Here is a 17,756-nt window from a genome sequence, read left to right on the forward strand (position 1 = left end):
CCCGGGTGCCGATGCCGCCACACCCAGAACACCGTCGTCGCCACCACCGCCCACACCGCCAGCACCACGTACGGGAAGACGTGCTGATGACCCGCGAAGTACACCGCCGTGTGCTGCGCGTTCACCGACGCCCCCGGTGGCAGCCAGCGGCCGATCTCGCCCAGCGGGGAAGGGAGTAGCGGCCAGGAGACCGCGCCGCCCGAGGACGGGTTGCCGACCAGGACCATCAGGACCCAGGTCGGGATGATCGCCCAGCGCCCGAAGAGGGTATTGAACATCGTGAAGACCATCCCGGACGTGAACATCGTCAGCGCCAGAATCAGCCACGACTGCGGGAAGGGCAGCTCCACCACCCCCAGCAGCAGATCCACCACCGCGTAGATCGCGAAGCCACCCAGCAGCGCGTACGCCGCCGTGAAGACGATCCGCTCCGCCGGCTGCAGCGTCCGCGCGTGCACGCTCAGCTGGATCGCGCCCATGAAGCCGATGATCACCGCGGCGAGGGAGATGTAGAAGAGCGCGAGCCCCTGCGGATCCCCGGACTGCATCGGCTTGATGTCCCGTACCTGCACCGGCACATCCACCGCCGCCCCCACCTTCGGCACCGTCTGCGTCAGCACCCGCGCCACCGACGCCCCCGTCGCGCTCGCGAGGTCGAAGCGGACCGAGCCGCCCGGCTTCACCTCCATGATCGCGAAGACCTGCTGCTGCTCGACGGCGTCCTCGGCGGCGGCGTACGAGTCGTAGTGCTTGAGGTCGAGCGACGCGTTCAGCGCCTTCTCCAGGCCCTCGGTGAACGCCTGCGCCTTCGGCTCCGACTCCGGGGTGCCGACGACCGCGGCGGGGATGCGGTGCGGCGTCGGGTTCGCCATCGCCGCCGTATACGAGCCGGCGAAGAGCCCGGCACCCGCGGCGAGCAGCAGCACCAGCACCACCGCGGCGAAGAAGGGCGAGTGCCGGAAGTGCTCCCAGCGGCTGCCGAGGGTGGGCTCGCGGCGGTGGGGGTGGTGCTGCTCAGTCACCCTGCGAGCTTAAATCAGGACAGAACGGTGAGAAGCACCGCCTCCCGGGCGCGGCCCGAGCCCTCAGTTCACCAGCCCCCGCCGGTAGGCGTAGACGACGGCCTGGACGCGGTCACGCAGGCCGAGCTTGGTGAGGATGCGGGAGACGAAGGTCTTGACGGTCTCCTGGCTGAGCACCAGGACACCGGCGATCTCGCTGTTGGACAGCCCGTCCGCGATGAGCCGCAGCACCTCCAGCTCGCGCGGCGTCAGCGGGATGCCGTCCGGGCCGCCCTCGCCCTCGGTGGGCCGGATCCGGGTGGCGTAGCGGCCGACGAGCCGGCGGGTCACCTCGGGGTCGAGCAGGGCCGCACCGGAGGCCACCGTGCGGACCCCGTGCAGCAGCTGTGCCGCCGGCGCGTCCTTGAGCAGGAAGCCGCTCGCCCCGGCGCGCAGCGATTCGTAGACGTACTCGTCCAGGTTGAACGTCGTCAGCACCAGCACCTTCACGGGCTGCCGCACTCCGGCGCCGGCCAGCTTGCGGGTGGCCTCGATGCCGTCGAGCACCGGCATCCGTACGTCCATCACCACGACATCCGGCCGCACTTCGGCGGCGAGGTCGACGGCGGCCTGCCCGTCGCCGCACTCGCCCGCCACCTCGAGGTCGGGCTGGGCGCCGATGATGGTGACGAGGCCGGTGCGGACCAGCACCTGGTCGTCGCAGATCAGGACCCGGACCGGTGCACTCACGACGGTCTGCCGGCCGGTATCCGGGCCCGTACGACAAAGCAGTCAAAGCCGTCAAAGCCGTCGCCGGTGCGCCGGGGACCCGCGTGGAAGTCGCCGCCCAGGACACCGACCCGCTCCCGCAGCCCCTCCAGGCCCCGCCCGCCGCCTGCGGGTAAGTCGGTCGGCGAGCCGAAGCCCTCCGTGCTGACCTCCACCGTGATCTCCCTCGCGCCGTGCCGCACCTCGACCGCGGTGCGGCTGCCGTGGGCGTACTTGAGCGCGTTCGTCAGCGCCTCCTGCACGACACGGTAGGCCACGAGATCGGCGCTGCCGGTCGACTCCGGCGGGCTGCCCTGCTCGCTGAACGTGACCGGCTGCCCGGCCAGCCGCGTCTGCTCGACGAGCGTGAGCAGCCGGCCGCCGGACGGCGTCCTGGACCCGGCGCCGTAGTCGGGGTTGAGCAGGTCGAGCAGGTGCCGCAGGTCGGTGATGGCCCGGCGGCCGGTGTCGGTGACGGCGGTGAGGGTCTGGTCGAGCCGGTCGGGCGCGGCGGTCAGATAGCGCGCCGACTCGGCCTGCACGACCATCGCCGTCACATGGTGGGTGACGACGTCGTGCAGCTCCCGCGCGATGCGGGTGCGCTCAGCGGTACGGGTCTGCTCGGCCACCCGGATACGGTGCTCGGCCTCCGCGATCCGGGTGGAGCGCAGCCACGAACCCATGCCCCACACCAGGGCCATCGCCCCGTAATACAGGACGAACTCGCTGACCCCCTCGGTCCCGCCGGCCTGGACGAGCCCGATCGCGAGCCCCACGTACGCGACGGAGAACAGGGCCGCGATGGCGCGCCGGTGCCGCTCCACATGCGCCCCCGCGCTCATCAGCGCGATGGCCAGCGCGGTGCCGGCCAGCGAGTGGTAGCCGCGGAGCTGATCGACGGCGAAGCCGGCCGTCGCCACGGTGAGGCAGACGAGCGGCCACCGCCGGCGCACCGTCAGCGGGAGGCACTGCGCGGCGACCGCCACCACGGCCACCGCGTCGAAGGAGCGGCCCGGCAGGCCGCCGAGCTGGGTCCCGTGGGTGTGCGAGGCCGGCAGCAGCGCCGCTACGAGGATGAGCAGGGCGAGCGGCAGGTCCCGGAACGTGACGTCGATCCGTGACCAGAGCTCGGGGGCCCGCCGCAGGCTCAGCACGTCTGGAGTGTAACTACGGTGCCGGACGGGGCCGTTGAGGTCCGTGGCACGCCCCCTAGCCCTGGCCCTGCGCCGCGGCCTGCGCGGCGACCTGCAGAATCGCCGTGACCGCGACATCGGGCTGGTCGAGGTAGATGTAGTGCTCGCTCTTCTGGGCGGTGCCCAGCGCGCTGCGCCCGGAGAGCGCGAGCCACTTGCGCTGCCCGTCGGCCCACGCCTGCTCCAGGCCCGGCCCGTACTCAGGGACCTGCTCCAGGTACTTCACCCCGTGCTGGATCACCTGCACCGGGATGTCCCCGGCGGAGCGCACCTTCGCGTCGCGGACCACGAGCTTCTCGGGGTCCGCGCCGCGGAAGACGGCGAGGGTCTCATCACGGAGCTGAGCGGCCATGCCGGTGGCGTCCGCGGGGATCTCCCGGTGGAGATCGGCAATCTGGGTCGGGGAGGTGGCGTCCATCAGGACCACGCCCTTGACCTTGTCCTGGTGCCCGGGCGCGTAACGGCCGGCGATCAGCCCGCCGAGCGAGTGCCCGGCCAGGACGGCCCCGGAGTCGCCGGCGACATGGTCGATCACCCCGGTCAGCACCTTCCCGGCGTCGTTGAGGGTCTGCTTCTTTACGGGCTTGTCGCTGGCCCCCGCGCCGAGCCGGTCGTAGGAGCAGACCCGCTCCCGCTCGCCGAGGGTCTTCTGCAGGCCGGCGAACTTCTTCAGGTTGTCGCCGCCGCCGTGCAGCAGGACGACGACCGGCTTGCCCTTCTGCGGGCTGCCGGAGCAGGACACATTGATCTTCAGCCCGTTGACGTCGATCTTCTTGGCGCCGGTGAACGTGGCGGGCTTCCGCTCCGCGGAGGAGGCCGACCTTCCGGAGACCGTGTCAAGACCACCGGCCTTCGTCTTCTCCGCGCAGCCGGTGAGCGCGGCGGTGGTGGCTACGGCGGCGCACAGCGCGATCAGAGCCGGCGTCCTGGCGTTGCGGAACATGGGGTCCTCCTGGGAGTGCTCGGTCGGACCTGGACATTACGGATCACCGGCCCCGGAAATCGTCACCGCACGGTGGACACCTGCGCGTAGCTCTCACGGGGGACAGGCATTGTCCCGGTCGCGCGCCGAAATGATTCGCCCGTCCCGACCCGCAGGTGAGATCCTTGGCCTACGTATGTCCACTCCTCCTGCCGCCGCCGAACCGACCTTCGCCGCCCTCGGCCCCCGCCTCGCCGCTCTCACCCTCCGCGACGAGCAGCGCATCGGCCGCCGCCTCGAAGGCGCCCGCCGCATCCGCAAACCCGAGGCGCGCGCCGCCGTGCTCAAGGAAATCGCGGACGACATAGACGCGGCCGAGCTGAAAATCGAACACCGCCGGGCCGCCGTCCCGGCGATCACGTATCCCGAACAGCTCCCGGTCAGCCAGAAGAAGGACGACATCCTCGAGGCGATCCGCGACCACCAGGTCGTGATCGTCGCGGGCGAGACCGGCTCCGGGAAGACCACCCAGATCCCCAAGATCTGCATGGAGCTCGGCCGCGGCGTCCGCGGCCTCATCGGCCACACCCAGCCCCGCCGCATCGCCGCCCGCACGGTCGCCGAGCGCGTCGCCGAGGAGCTGAAGACCCCGCTCGGCGAGGCCGTCGGCTGGAAGGTCCGCTTCACCGACCAGGTCAGCCAGGACACCCTGGTCAAGCTGATGACGGACGGCATCCTGCTCGCCGAGATTCAGACGGACCGCGAGCTGCGCCAGTACGACACGATCATCATCGACGAGGCCCACGAACGCAGCCTCAACATCGACTTTCTGCTCGGCTATCTCGCCCAGCTGCTCCCGAAGCGCCCCGACCTCAAGGTCATCATCACCTCCGCGACCATCGACCCGGAGCGCTTCTCCCGGCACTTCGGCGACGCCCCGATCGTCGAGGTCAGCGGCCGTACGTACCCGGTGGAGGTGCGCTACCGCCCGCTCCTCGAGGACGACTCGGACGCCGACGACCGCGACCAGGTCACCGCCATCTGCGACGCGGCGCAGGAGCTGCAGCGCGAGGGCGACGGCGACATCCTGGTCTTCCTCTCCGGCGAGCGCGAGATCCGCGACACGGCGGACGCGCTGGAGAAGAAGAGACTCAGAAACACCGAGATCCTCCCCCTCTACGCCCGCCTGAGCCACGCCGAGCAGCACCGCGTCTTCCAGCGCCACTCCGGCCGCCGCATCGTCCTGGCGACGAACGTCGCCGAGACGTCCCTCACCGTCCCGGGCATCCGCTACGTCATCGACCCCGGCTTCGCCCGTATCTCCCGCTACAGCCACCGCACCAAGGTGCAGCGCCTCCCGATCGAGCCGATCTCCCAGGCCAGCGCCAACCAGCGCAAGGGCCGCTGCGGCCGTACGTCCGACGGCATCTGCATCCGGCTGTACAGCGAGGACGACTTCCTCACCCGCCCGGAATTCACCGACGCCGAGATCCTCCGCACCAATCTCGCCTCCGTCATCCTGCAGATGACCGCGGCAGGGCTCGGCGACATCGAGAAGTTCCCCTTCATCGACCCGCCGGACCGGCGCAACATCAAGGACGGCGTCCAGCTTCTGGAGGAGCTGCACGCCCTCGACACGAACCAGAAGGACGCGCGGAAGCGCCTCACCCCCACCGGCCGCAAGCTCTCCCAGCTCCCGGTCGACCCGCGCCTGGCCCGCATGGTCCTGGAGGCGGAGAAGAACGGCGTCATCCGCGAGGTCATGGTCATCGCCGCCGCCCTGTCCATCCAGGACCCGCGCGAGCGCCCGGCGGAGAAGCAGCAGCAGGCCGACCAGCAGCACGCCCGCTTCCGCGACGAGACGTCCGACTTCCTGACGTATCTGAATCTCTGGCGCTACGTCCGCGACCAGCAGAAGGCGCTGTCCTCGTCCGCCTTCCGCCGCATGTGCAAGCGCGAGTTCCTCAACTACCTGCGCATCCGCGAGTGGCAGGACATCTTCCACCAGCTGCGCACGGTCGCGAAGTCGATGGACATCACGCTCAACGAGTCGCGGGACGAGATCGACGGCGACCGCATCCACCAGTCGCTGCTCGCCGGCCTGCTCTCCCACATCGGCCTGAAGGACTCCGAGAAGAACGAGTACGTGGGCGCCCGCAGCGCCAAATTCGCCGTCTTCCCCGGCTCCGCGCTCTTCAAGAAGACCCCGCGCTGGCTGATGTCCGCCGAGCTGGTGGAGACCTCGCGCCTCTGGGCCCGGGTCAACGCCAAGATCGAGCCGGACTGGATCGAGCCGCTCGCCGGCCACCTGGTCAAGCGCAACTACAGCGAGCCGCACTGGGAGAAGGACCGCGCCGCGGTGGTGGCGCTGGAGCGCGTCACGCTCTACGGCGTCCCCATCGTCACCGAGCGCAAGGTCAATTACGGGCGCATCGACCCGGAGACCTCCCGCGACCTCTTCATCCGCAACGCCCTCGTCGAGGGTGACTGGCGCACCCACCACAAGTTCTTCGCCGATAACCGCAAGCTGCTCACCGAGGTCGAGGAGCTCGAGCACCGCGCCCGCCGCCGCGACATCCTGGTCGACGACGAGGCCCTCTTCGACTTCTACGATCAGCGCATCCCGGCCGACATCGTCTCCGGCGCGCACTTCGACTCCTGGTGGAAGAAGAAGCAGCGCGACGAGCCCGACCTGCTCAACTTCGAGAAATCGATGCTGATCAACGAGCGGGCCGAGGGCGTCACCAAGGACGACTACCCGGACAGCTGGCGCCAGGGAAAGCTCAAGCTCCGCGTCACGTACCAATTCGAGCCGGGCACCGACGCCGACGGCGTCACCGTCCACGTACCGCTGCAGATCCTCAACCAGCTGACCTCCGACGGCTTCGAGTGGCAGATCCCGGGCCTGCGCGAGGACGTGGTCACGGAGCTGATCCGCTCCCTCCCGAAGCCGATCCGCCGGAATTACGTCCCGGCGCCGAACTTCGCGAAACGGTTCCTCGACGCGGCCGTGCCGCTGCAGGAGCCGCTGACGACGGCGATGGCGCGGGAGCTGCAGCGCATGGTCGGCGTCCGGATCGCGCCGGAGGACTTCGACTGGGCGAAGGTCCCTGACCACTTGAAGATCACCTTCCGGGTCCACGACGAGCGCCGCAAGAAGCTGGCGGAGGCGAAGGACCTCGAGACCCTCCGCATCAAGCTCAAGCCCAAGACCCGGGCCGCGATCAACAAGGCCTTCGAGCAGGCGTCGACGAAGCCGGAGGCGAACGGCAGCCAGACCGCCGCCCCCATGCAGCGCACGGGCCTGACGGCCTGGACCATCGGCGCCCTCCCCCGCACCTTCGAGACCCGCCGCGGCGGCCAGCCGATCAAGGCGTATCCGGCCCTGGTCGACGAGGGCACCTCGGTCGCCGTACGCCTCTACGACACGGAGCCCGAGCAGGCCGAAGCGATGTGGCGCGGCACCCGCCGCCTGATCCTCCTGAACCTGCCCTCCAACCCCGCCAAGTTCGCCAACGACACGTTGAGCAACCAGCAGAAGCTCGCCCTCTCCCGCTCCCCCCACGGCAGCGTCCAGGCCCTCTTCGAGGACTGCACGACCGCGGCGGCGGACCGGCTGATCGCGGCCAACGGCGGGCCCGCCTGGGACGAGGAGAGCTTCAAGAAGCTCTTCGACGCGGTACGGGCCGACATCGTCGACGCCACGATGGCGACGATCCGCCAGACCCAGGAGGTGCTGGCCGCCTGGCACTCCTGCGAGGGGCGGCTGAAGGGCATCAAGAGCCCGGTGCTGCTGCCGTCGCTGACGGACGTACGGGAGCAGCTGGCGGCGCTCATAAAGCCCGGCTTCGTCACCGAGCACGGGGTGCGCCGGCTGCCCGACCTGATGCGCTACCTGGTCGCCGCCGACCGCCGGCTGACGCAGCTGCCGACGAACGCGCAGCGGGACGCGGCTCGGATGGCGAAGGTGCACGAGATGCAGGACGAGTACGCGTGGCTGCTGGAGCAGCTGCCGCCGGGCCGCCCGGTGCCGCAGGCGGTGCGCGACATCCGCTGGATGATCGAGGAGCTGCGGGTCAGCTACTTCGCGCACGCGCTGGGCACGGCGTACCCGGTCTCGGACAAGCGCATCGTGAAGGCCATCGACGCCCAGGTACCGCCCGCCAGGTAGTCGAGTTCGACCGCACCCCTTGACCTGGGGTACAGTCTGTTCTCGCACGCCGCACTCAGCGGCGCGGCTCCCAGGTCCTGTGGAGCAGTTTGGAGTGCTCGCCACCCTGTCAAGGTGGAGGCCGCGGGTTCAAATCCCGTCAGGACCGCAATATCGCTGGCGCCGGGCCTGTCCTCGATCATGAGGGCGGGCCTGAAGTCATTTCACGCCCTTCTCCCGCCCCATCTCCCCCTCCGCCACCCTGTCAAGGCGGAGGCCGCGCCCGCGGCGCAGCCGCGATCGATCGCAGTAAATCCCGTCAGGACCGCACAGCGTGAAGGCCCGCCCCGTTCCCCGGGGCGGGCCTTCTGCGTGTCCGGGACGGGGCCTTCTGCCTGTCCTGGACCCGACCCCGCCCGGTCCAGACCTCTCGTCGCCCATCTTGACTCCCCGCATTGCGACCGCTACTCAGGGCATATGACGGCGGCCCAGAAACGGCACGAGACGCGTGCGCTGCTGCGTGCCCATCTGGCCGCGGCGAGTTCGTACCGGCATCTGACCCGGCACTGCCCCATCTGCCATCAGCTGCTCCGCCTCGCCATGGCGCAGGAAGGGACCAAGGTCCCGCCGACGAGTGACCAAAGCCAGGCTTGAGGCCCCCTCCACGGTGAAAGGCTGTGATCAGCAGGAACGGCAGATTCCCACTACCGCAGCGCTGCCTTGAGCGGCAACAGTGCTGCAGCGTGACGGGAGTCACCAAAGCGGTTCTGAAATGGGGAACTTTAGACCCCACTTAGGCCCGCTCAATTTGATATGTGCAATTGCACCTCAACGTTGAGGCGCCCCATGAGTCCCATCGGACCCATGGGTTACGGCCCCGGCGGGAGCCCGAGGACGCGCCCCGCCCCCGCACACCAGGCCCCAACAGGCCCGTACGCAGGCAAAAGAAAATCGCGCTGGACCCGGCGGAGTCCAGCGCGATCTGCGACGCAGCACGTCGCCAGTGGTGCTTGTGCGGGCTACGGGATGGGGGTCCCGGATATGCCCATATTTGCGGGCCCTCAGGCCTCGGTACGCTGCTGCGGGATGCCCGCCAGCAGCGCGCGGACCTCGGCCTCGCGGTAGCGGCGGTGCCCGCCGAGCGTGCGGATCGACGTGAGCTTGCCGGCCTTTGCCCAGCGCGTGACCGTCTTCGGGTCGACGCGGAACATCGTGGCAACCTCAGCAGGGGTCAGCAGCGGCTCGGCATCAGGGGTGCGAGCGGTCATGAGCGGCCTCCTCGGACGAACCGACGTTCTCGGTTCTTTCCTCTAAATTCTGCACCTTGGCCCGCGTTGCCCGAAATGGCGGGACGCGGGACGAGTCGGTTATAGGACGAACGGCTTGTCCTCGGCACTACAACTACACCATCTGTCCAGCGGCGTGGCTCAAACCGACGGAATTGCCCTCTGAGGTGTTCAACCCCAGCGGAAGCCGATGGACCGTGCCATAACGGACAGTCACGTCATCGTGACGATCAGTCACAGCGCCATCAGTGGCCACAAGGCCCCCCAGAGAGATCAATATCCGGCAATCCACCCGAAGTTGGATAGCGGACGCCCCCTCCGGACTCCTTGTCCTATTTTGACACGAGAGCGGGGCATGACCGCAAGGCCCTTAAACGTGCCGTCCGTCACGGTTGCGCACAATGACCGGATCAGGACCTACGTCCCGACCTAACGGACACATCCGGAGGACCATAGTCCAGATCGAGGAATCGCACTAGCTCGCGAACGGTTCGCGATCTAGCTCGCGAACTGCCGGTCCCGCACCGAGGTCCACCGCTCCGTCAGCCGCTCGTACGCGAGCCCGGCCCGCTCGGCGTCCCCGTCGCGCAGCGCCTGCATCCCCTCGGCGACATCCGCCGCCGACCGGTCCTCCGCCAGCCACTCCTTCGACAGCACATGCGCGAGCCCGCCGTAGTCCAGCTCCACGAGCGAGCGCGGGTGGAACTCCTCGAGCCACCGGCCCACGTCCGTAAGCCCCTCGATCAAGGGCAGGTGCGGCGACTCGTCGTCGTCCGGGTCGGTGTTCGACCCGGCCTCCCGCAGCGCCCGCAGCGCCCGCGCCACCCGGCGGCGGGCCTGCGCCATCGGCGTCCGGTAGCGCAGGAAGGGCTCGGGCGCCCCCGGCTCGTACTCGCGCTCGTCGTCGCTGAAGAGCACGAACCAGCGCACCGGCACCGTCCACACCGCGCCACGGATCCACGGCCGGGCGTCCGGGTTCGCCTCCCGCCAGCGCTCGTAGTCGCCGCGCGCCTGCTCCCGTACGACCTTGGGCAGCGCCAGCTCCAGCACCGGGGCCGGCAGCTCGCGCTCCAGCTCCTGCAGCGCCAGCCAGCCGCGCAGCCGGGTCCGCCAGGGGCAGACGCAGGTGACGCCGTCGACCTCGGCGATGAAGGCCTCCGCGGACTCCTGCGGCGGCACCGGGACCGGCGGTACGGCGAGCAAGTCGCGCAGCGAGCGGCGGAGTTCGTCCTGGGCACCGGGCCGCCGCTTACGGGCGGCGTAGCGGCGCCAATGGCCCCGCTCCGGCTCCGGGAATGCCGCAAGCGGTTCGTACACCCGCAGATACGCCGCGTACGGGACCACCAACGACGACGCCTGTGAAGCCACGCGCGCTCCCACCTCTTAATGTCGCTGCCACGCTCAGGAGTCGAGTCTCCCCCACACTTGTGAGATCCAGCCCACCTGGGGCCCGGCGAGCACTGCGCGCCCTACGCTTGTGCATCGACAGGCTCTCCCCACCCACAGGAGGGCGTCACCGCGACCAATCCGGAGTCACCACCGTGACCGACGTACGTCACACCGCAGCCACCGACGGTGATGTGCTGCACACCCTGTTCCGCTCCGACCAGGGGGGCCACGAGCAGGTCGTGCTGTGCCAGGACCGCGAGAGCGGCCTGAAGGCCGTCATCGCCATCCACTCGACCGCACTGGGCCCGGCCCTCGGCGGCACCCGCTTCCACGCCTACGCCGACGAGGCCGACCCCGAGGCCGCTGCCGTGCGCGACGCCCTCAACCTGTCCCGCGGCATGTCCTACAAGAACGCGCTCGCCGGTCTCGACCACGGCGGCGGCAAGGCCGTGATCATCGGCGACCCCGAGCAGATCAAGAGCGAGGAGCTGCTCCTCGCGTACGGCCGCTTCGTCGCCTCCCTCGGCGGCCGCTACGTCACCGCCTGCGACGTCGGCACGTACGTCCACGACATGGACGTCATCGCCCGCGAGAACAAGTGGACCACCGGCCGCTCCCCCGAGAACGGCGGCGCGGGCGACTCCTCCGTCCTCACTTCCTTCGGCGTCTTCCAGGGCATGCGCGCCGCCGCGCAGCACCTGTGGGGCAGCCCCTCGCTGGCCGGCCGCCGGGTCGGCGTCGCCGGCGTCGGCAAGGTCGGCCACTACCTGGTGGACCACCTGATCGAGGACGGCGCCGAGGTCATCATCACCGACGTCCGCCAGGAGTCGATCAACCGCGTACAGCAGGCGCACCCGAAGGTGGCCGTCGCGCTCGACACCGACGCCCTCATCCGCGAGCCGCTCGACATCTACGCCCCCTGCGCCCTGGGCGGCGCGCTCAACGACGAGACCGTCCCGGCGCTGACCGCCAAGGTCGTCTGCGGCGCCGCGAACAACCAGCTCGACCACCCGGGCGTGGAGAAGGACCTGGCCGACCGCGGCATCCTCTACGCGCCGGACTACGTGGTGAACGCCGGCGGCGTCATCCAGGTCGCGGACGAGCTGCACGGCTTCGACTTCGACCGGGCCAAGGCCAAGGCGACGAAGATCTTCGACACCACGCTGGAGATCTTCACCAGGGCCGAGGCGGACGGCATCCCGCCGGCCGTCGCGGCCGACCGCATCGCCGAGCAGCGGATGGCGGACGCCCGCCGCTGATCTGTCCTCTGGGGGTTGCCCGGCTTTGCAGTGGCAACCCCCAGAGGGGTCTCCGGTCTCCCCTGTGAACAAAAGTTGCGCATGTCACGACCCGCGGCGGGTCGCGCCTCGTCAGACGATAGAATTGGCTTCTGACCAGCAAGGACACCGGTCCCGAGGGGTCTGCTGACGGGGCCCGTGCTGTGAGCGGCGTACCGGATGGCGGCAGAAGCAGGTACGGTTGAACCCCTACGGACCGGTCTCTCGCAACGAGAGCCCGTTCTGAATCATGAACGCGTGTCAAGACTCTGGGGCCATGAAGCCCCGCCGTATAAGGGGGTCGAGCCATGGGGCGCGGCCGGGCCAAGGCCAAGCAGACAAAGGTCGCCCGCCAGCTGAAGTACAACAGCGGTGGGACGGACCTTTCCCGCCTGGCTAATGAGCTGGGTGCATCGCCTTCGCAAGAGCAGCAGCCGACAAACGGCGAGCCGCGCGAAGACGATGAGCAGGATGACGACCTTTACTCGCGCTACGCGGATCTGTATGACGACGTAGACGACGATGAGGACGAGGACGGGGACAAGACGTCCTCGAGTCGCTGACTCCAGCCTCGAAGTCGTAGCAAATAGGAGCCTGGCCACGGGCTGACACCCGGGCGGGCCCTTTTTGCTGCCTTGCCTCCGAAGCGAAGGCGGAGGGAGCGCGGCCGCGGCCCATCGGCGCAAGGGGTTGCGGGCAACCTGACCGCGAGCGGCAACCCCGGCGTCCTCAACTCGCATAGTCCCCGGTCAGCGCGGCCCCCTCGGCGTGCTCGCCGCGGTCGGTGACCTCGCCGGCCACCCAGGCGTCCACGCCGCGGTCCGCGAGCGCGGTCAGCGCCACGTCCACGGACTCCGGCGGGACCATGGCGATCATGCCGACGCCCATGTTCAGGGTCTTCTCCAGCTCCTCGCGGGCGACCTTGCCGACCTCGCCGACGGTCGAGAAGACCGGGTCCGGCGTCCAGGTGGAGCGGTCCACGACGGCGTGTAGGTGGTCCGGGATGACCCGGGCCAGATTCGCCGCGAGCCCGCCGCCCGTGATGTGCGAGAAGCCGTGCACCTCGGCCGTACGGATCAGGGCCAGGCAGTCCAGCGAGTAGATCCGGGTCGGGACCAGCAGCTCCTCGCCGAGGGTGCGGCCGAACTCCGGCACCTCGCGGTCCAGCGCCCAGCCGGCCCGGTCGAAGAAGACGTGCCGCACCAGCGAATACCCGTTGGAGTGAAGGCCGGAAGAGGCCATCGCGATGACCGCGTCACCCTTACGGATGCGATCGGCGCCGAGCACCATGTCGGCCTCGACGACGCCCGTGCCCGCGCCCGCCACGTCGTACTCGTCCGGGCCCAGCAGCCCCGGGTGCTCGGCGGTCTCGCCGCCGACGAGTGCGCAGCCGGCGAGCGCGCAGCCCTCGGCGATGCCCTTGACGATCGCGGCCACCCGCTCGGGAACGACCTTGCCAACGCAAATGTAATCCGTCATGAACAGCGGCTCGGCGCCGGTGACCACGAGGTCGTCGACGACCATGCCGACGAGGTCGTGCCCGATGGTGTCGTGCACGTCCATCTTCTGCGCGATGGCCACCTTGGTGCCCACGCCGTCGGTCGCCGAGGCCAGCAGCGGCCGCTCGTAACGCTTCAGCGCGGAGGCGTCGAAGAGCCCGGCGAAGCCGCCGAGGCCGCCGACGACCTCGGGGCGCTGGGCCTTCTTCACCCATTCCTTCATGAGCTCGACGGCACGGTCCCCGGCCTCGATGTCGACTCCGGCGGCGGCATAGCTCGCACCACTGTGCTCAGACATGAACGATTGATCCTTCTTCGTCTAAAGGCGCGGCGCTTACGGGCGGCGCAGTGCGTCGGCCGCGTCCCGGCCGCCGGCGACCTCGGTCTCCAGCAGGTGCTTGCCGAGCAGCTCCGGGTCGGGCAGGTCCATCGGGTACTCGCCGTCGAAGCAGGCCCGGCAGAGGTCGTCCTTCGGGATCGTGGTCGCCTCGATCATCGCGTCGGTGGAGATGTACGCGAGCGAGTCCGCGCCCAGCGACTTGCCGATCTCGTCGACCGTCATGCCGTTGGCGATCAGCTCGGCGCGGGTGGCGAAGTCGATGCCGAAGAAGCACGGCCACTTGATCGGCGGCGAGGAGATCCGGATGTGCACCTCGGCGGCGCCCGCCTCGCGGAGCATCTTCACGAGCGCGCGCTGGGTGTTGCCGCGGACGATCGAGTCGTCGACGACCACCAGCCGCTTGCCGCGGATGACTTCCTTCAGCGGGTTGAGCTTGAGGCGGATGCCGAGCTGCCGGATGGTCTGGGAGGGCTGGATGAAGGTCCGGCCCACGTAGCTGTTCTTCACCAGCCCGGCGCCGTACGGAATGCCGCTGGCCTCGGCGAAGCCGACGGCGGCGGGGGTGCCGGACTCCGGAGTCGGTATCACCAGATCGGCCTCGGCCGGCGCCTCGGCGGCCAGTTTGCGGCCCATCTCGACGCGGGAGAGGTAGACGTTCCGCCCGGCGATGTCGCTGTCGGGGCGGGCGAGATACACGTACTCGAAGACGCAGCCCTTCGGCTTTGCCTCGGTGAAGCGCTGGGCGCGCAGGCCGTTCTCGTCGATGGCGACCATCTCGCCGGGCTCCACCTCGCGTACGAAGGAGGCGCCGACGATGTCGAGGGCGGCGGTCTCGGAGCAGACCACCCAGCCGCGCTCCAGGCGGCCCAGGACCAGCGGGCGGATGCCCTGCGGGTCGCGGGCGGCGTACAGCGTGTTCTCGTCCATGAAGACGAGCGAGAAGGCGCCCTGGACCTGCGGGAGGACCAGCGGGGCGGCCTCCTCGACGGTCAGCGGCTTGCCGTCCTCGTCGACCTGGCCGGCGAGCAGCGCCGTGACCAGGTCGGTGTCGTTGGTGGCGGCGACCTTGGTGGCGCGGCCGTTGTCGCTCGGGAGCTTGTCGACCAGGGTGGCGAGCTCGGCGGTGTTGACGAGGTTGCCGTTGTGGCCGAGGGCGATCGAGCCGTGGGCGGTGGCGCGGAAGGTCGGCTGGGCGTTCTCCCAGACGGAGGCGCCGGTGGTGGAGTAGCGCGCGTGCCCGACGGCGATGTGCCCCTGGAGCGAGCCGAGCGATGTCTCGTCGAAGACCTGTGAGACCAGGCCCATGTCCTTGAAGACCAGGATCTGGGAGCCGTTGCTCACCGCGATGCCGGCGGACTCCTGTCCCCGGTGCTGCAGCGCGTACAGCCCGAAATAGGTGAGCTTGGCGACCTCTTCACCCGGGGCCCAGACACCGAAGACGCCGCAAGCGTCCTGGGGGCCCTTCTCGCCGGGGAGCAGATCGTGGTTGAGTCGGCCATCGTTGTTGGGGCCACGTCGTAGCACGCTTCGAGTGTAGGACAGTCGCGAGGGGCGCCGGGACGCGATGCCGCGGCGGCGGGGCCGCTCCGGCCTGGTGAACGGCCTCCGCCGCGGGGCGGGTGACGGGAATCACGCGGCGGTGGACTGGTTCGCCACCGCGAAGTGCTCCCCGTTCGCGGGCACCCCGACCCCCTCCCAGGCGAACGGAACGCCCTTGGCGGCGTCCGGGTCGGCGGCGTCCATGAGCTGGAAGTGCAGGTGCGGCTCGGTGCTGTTGCCGGTGTTGCCACACTCGGCAAGCTGCTGCCCTGCGGTGACCCGGTCCCCGGGGCGTACGGCGACGGAGCCGCGCTTGAGGTGGGCGTAGAGGGCGTACACGGGGCTCCCCGATGCAGAGCCGCCGTCCAGCTCGACGGTCACGAAATTGCCGAGGATGCCGCTCTTGGGGCCCATGCTGCGGGCGATCTGCTCCACGACCATGAAGTACACCAGCGCGGGCCAGCTGTTGCGCGCCCGGTGGTCGCGGCGCCAGTCGACGGCGGACACGACGGTGCCCGCGCCGGGCGCGAGGATCGGGCTCCCGTACGCCGGGAAGTCCTCGTTCCGCCGGAACACCGGCCACCAGCCGAACGCGGGCGAGCCGGTGTCCTCCGGCACCCGGACGATGTCGATGGCGTAGGTCTGCCCGAGATGGTGCGTGCCGTGGCTCGGGACCTTGTCGGCGGGGCTGTTGTGGGCCTTCCAGCGTCCGCGGACGGGGGCGGCGACGGTGACCGGTTCGGCGTCGTCCGCCGGGGCCTTGCGCCTCCGGGCCCCGCCGATCAGGTCGAACACGAACTCCACCATCAGCGATCCCCACAGCACCGTGGCCGTGAGCTGCACCCAGCGCCCGTACGACGCCTCCTTCACCGCATCCAGCAGGCCGAAGCCCATCGCCAGGAGCACCAGGGCCCCCAGCAACTGGAGCGTGCGCACGGTCCGCTTCGCGATGCCGCGCTTGGTCCTGTCCTGTCGCATGTCCGTGTCCCCCAGTTCATGGTTGTCGTCGCGCCGCCGCCAGCAGCACCAGCAGCGGCACCACGCGGGTGCCGGGGACGGCGTACCGCCCCCGCCCCGCGGAGTGCAGCCAGCCGGCCGCCGTGAGCTGGCGCAGGTGGTGGTAGAGCTGGCCCGTGCTGCCGCTGCCGTCGAGACCGGTCAGCTCGGCGGTGGTCTGATGGCCGCCGAGGATCTCGCGGAGCAGGCGGAGGCGGACGGGGTGGCCGAGGGCGGAGAGCGCCTCGGCGACGTCGTCGTCGTGCCCCTCGTCGAGCAGTTCGCCGGTGCCGAGGCCGTACTGCCACTCGTAACGCAGCTCGGTCGGCAGCGCGACGGCACCGGTGAACAGCACGCCGCCGTCCGCGGCTTCATCGCCGGCCTCGGCGAGCTGCGCCTTCAGGCCCTCCAGGGCCCAGAAGGCGTCTCCTGCAGGCGCGGCTGTCCGCGGCCGGTCCGTCCCTTCCAGGGCGGCGACCCGCCGCTCCAGCTCCGCGATGCGCTCGGCAAGCTCCACAACTTCGAAGTTACGGAATTACGGAATACTTGGCAAGCGGATCAGCCGAGAACGGGCAGCACCGCACCCAGATCCGCCCGCTCCCCGCTCGCGCTGACGGCGGCCGCATCGAGGGCATCACCCCAGGTCGTACGGCCCGTGGCGAGCCGCAGCCAGGTCAGCGGGCCGGTCTCCACGACATTCGGCGGCGTGCCCCGGGTGTGCCGCGGCCCCTCGATGCACTGCACCACCGCGTACGGCGGGATCCGCACCTCCACCGCGCCGCCCGGCGCCTTCGCCGCGAGCGCGTCGGCCAGCAGCCGGACGGCGCCCGCGAGCGCGTGGCGGTTCAGGGCCACCTCGACGCCCGTCGCCCGCGCGAGGTCGTCGCTGTGCACGGCGAGTTCGACGAGGCGGGTCACCGTGAAGTCGAGCGCGCGCATGGCGCCGAAGGCGTGCGGCACGATGCGGTCGGCGCGCAGCGCCTCCTCGCGGCAGGCGGCCAGCCGCCCGGCGACGGCGTCGAGTTCGGCGACGACGTCCGGCGCCGCGGCCACCACCTCGTGCGTCTCGGTGTCGATCCGGTCCGCGATGGACGAGGTGAGCGTGGCCCAGCTGTTGAGGTCCGTCACCGCGGTGCCGCGCGCCGGCGCGGGCTCGGCGAGCAGCCGCGGGACGGCGTCGGCCTGCCGCGCGATGTGCGCGAGCAGCGTGCGCACGTCCCACCCCGGCAGCCCGGACGGCAGCGCGAGCGAGGCATCCCCGAGACCGGCGGCGAGCGAACGGACCGCTTGCAGCTGCCCGTTCAGCGCGTCCCAGGTCTTCTTCGGGTCGTACGTGCGCGGCTTGCGCTTGGTGGCGGGAGGCATGCGGCGAGCGTAACGCGGCCCCCCGCCCGGA

The 17,756-nt window shown here is 70.3% G+C and carries 15 protein-coding genes and 1 tRNA gene; 5 read left to right on the top strand and 11 right to left on the bottom strand.

Annotated elements, in window-relative coordinates; all coding sequences use genetic code 11:
* The 4 genes from G5C51_RS15615 to G5C51_RS15630 all read right to left on the bottom strand — a co-directional run.
* A partial coding sequence (locus G5C51_RS15615) for an ABC-2 transporter permease (protein ID WP_165237647.1) occupies positions 1-1,022 on the bottom strand: 1,022 nt, incomplete at its 3' end.
* 63 nt (positions 1,023-1,085) lie between these two features.
* Positions 1,086-1,751: a response regulator gene (locus G5C51_RS15620; RefSeq protein ID WP_165237649.1), complete on the bottom strand. Its 666-nt coding sequence runs from the start codon at positions 1,749-1,751 to the stop codon at positions 1,086-1,088.
* On the bottom strand, positions 1,748-2,923 hold the full coding sequence (locus G5C51_RS15625; RefSeq protein WP_165237651.1) for a histidine kinase: 1,176 nt from the start codon (positions 2,921-2,923) through the stop codon (positions 1,748-1,750). The genes G5C51_RS15620 and G5C51_RS15625 overlap by 4 nt, the downstream gene beginning before the upstream one ends.
* Positions 2,924-2,978: 55 nt before the next feature.
* Complete coding sequence (locus G5C51_RS15630; RefSeq protein WP_165237653.1) at positions 2,979-3,905, bottom strand: alpha/beta fold hydrolase; 927 nt, start codon at positions 3,903-3,905, stop codon at positions 2,979-2,981.
* 175 nt (positions 3,906-4,080) lie between these two features.
* Here G5C51_RS15630 and hrpA point away from each other — a divergent pair, with 175 nt between their 5' ends.
* The 3 genes from hrpA to G5C51_RS15645 all read left to right on the top strand — a co-directional run bounded on the left by hrpA (position 4,081) and on the right by G5C51_RS15645 (position 8,688).
* A complete protein-coding gene (gene hrpA / locus G5C51_RS15635; RefSeq protein ID WP_165237655.1) occupies positions 4,081-8,055 on the top strand; it encodes an ATP-dependent RNA helicase HrpA in 3,975 nt (1,324 codons plus the stop codon).
* A 73-nt stretch (positions 8,056-8,128) separates the two neighbouring features.
* Positions 8,129-8,203: transfer RNA gene (locus tag G5C51_RS15640), tRNA-Asp, on the top strand.
* A 308-nt stretch (positions 8,204-8,511) separates the two neighbouring features.
* A complete protein-coding gene (locus G5C51_RS15645; protein ID WP_165237657.1) occupies positions 8,512-8,688 on the top strand; it encodes a DUF6274 family protein in 177 nt (58 codons plus the stop codon).
* 407 nt (positions 8,689-9,095) lie between these two features.
* Here the strand turns inward: G5C51_RS15645 and bldC are convergent, their stop codons facing one another.
* On the bottom strand, positions 9,096-9,302 hold the full coding sequence (gene bldC / locus G5C51_RS15650; protein WP_033321412.1) for a developmental transcriptional regulator BldC: 207 nt from the start codon (positions 9,300-9,302) through the stop codon (positions 9,096-9,098).
* A gap of 516 nt (positions 9,303-9,818) precedes the next feature.
* Positions 9,819-10,688, bottom strand: a complete 870-nt coding sequence (locus G5C51_RS15655) for a DUF8083 family protein (protein WP_165237659.1) — start codon at positions 10,686-10,688, stop codon at positions 9,819-9,821.
* 173 nt (positions 10,689-10,861) lie between these two features.
* Here G5C51_RS15655 and G5C51_RS15660 point away from each other — a divergent pair, with 173 nt between their 5' ends.
* Both G5C51_RS15660 and G5C51_RS15665 read left to right on the top strand, forming a co-directional pair.
* Positions 10,862-11,968, top strand: a complete 1,107-nt coding sequence (locus tag G5C51_RS15660; protein ID WP_165237661.1) for a Glu/Leu/Phe/Val dehydrogenase — start codon at positions 10,862-10,864, stop codon at positions 11,966-11,968.
* A 326-nt stretch (positions 11,969-12,294) separates the two neighbouring features.
* Positions 12,295-12,549, top strand: a complete 255-nt coding sequence (locus G5C51_RS15665) for a DUF3073 domain-containing protein (RefSeq protein ID WP_165237663.1) — start codon at positions 12,295-12,297, stop codon at positions 12,547-12,549.
* Between the two features lie 166 nt (positions 12,550-12,715).
* Here G5C51_RS15665 and purM read toward each other — a convergent pair whose 3' ends face one another.
* From purM to G5C51_RS15690, 5 genes are all read right to left on the bottom strand, one after another.
* Positions 12,716-13,783: a phosphoribosylformylglycinamidine cyclo-ligase gene (purM, locus tag G5C51_RS15670; RefSeq protein WP_165237665.1), complete on the bottom strand. Its 1,068-nt coding sequence runs from the start codon at positions 13,781-13,783 to the stop codon at positions 12,716-12,718.
* A 36-nt stretch (positions 13,784-13,819) separates the two neighbouring features.
* Positions 13,820-15,349 carry an amidophosphoribosyltransferase gene (gene purF, locus G5C51_RS15675; RefSeq protein ID WP_165237667.1) on the bottom strand — a complete coding sequence of 510 codons (1,530 nt, stop codon included), beginning with the start codon at positions 15,347-15,349 and terminating at the stop codon, positions 13,820-13,822.
* Positions 15,350-15,454: 105 nt separating this feature from the next.
* Entirely contained in the window at positions 15,455-16,342 is an 888-nt protein-coding gene (locus tag G5C51_RS15680; RefSeq protein ID WP_240929684.1) for a M23 family metallopeptidase, read from the bottom strand.
* A 16-nt stretch (positions 16,343-16,358) separates the two neighbouring features.
* Positions 16,359-16,877, bottom strand: a complete 519-nt coding sequence (locus tag G5C51_RS15685; RefSeq protein WP_165237669.1) for a helix-turn-helix domain-containing protein — start codon at positions 16,875-16,877, stop codon at positions 16,359-16,361.
* Positions 16,878-16,918: 41 nt separating this feature from the next.
* Positions 16,919-17,725, bottom strand: a complete 807-nt coding sequence (locus tag G5C51_RS15690) for a maleylpyruvate isomerase family mycothiol-dependent enzyme (RefSeq protein WP_165237671.1) — start codon at positions 17,723-17,725, stop codon at positions 16,919-16,921.
* Positions 17,726-17,756: the final 31 nt, after the last annotated feature.

Source organism: Streptomyces coryli (assembly GCF_011044975.1).
Taxonomy (GTDB): Bacteria; Actinomycetota; Actinomycetes; order Streptomycetales; family Streptomycetaceae; genus Streptomyces; species Streptomyces coryli.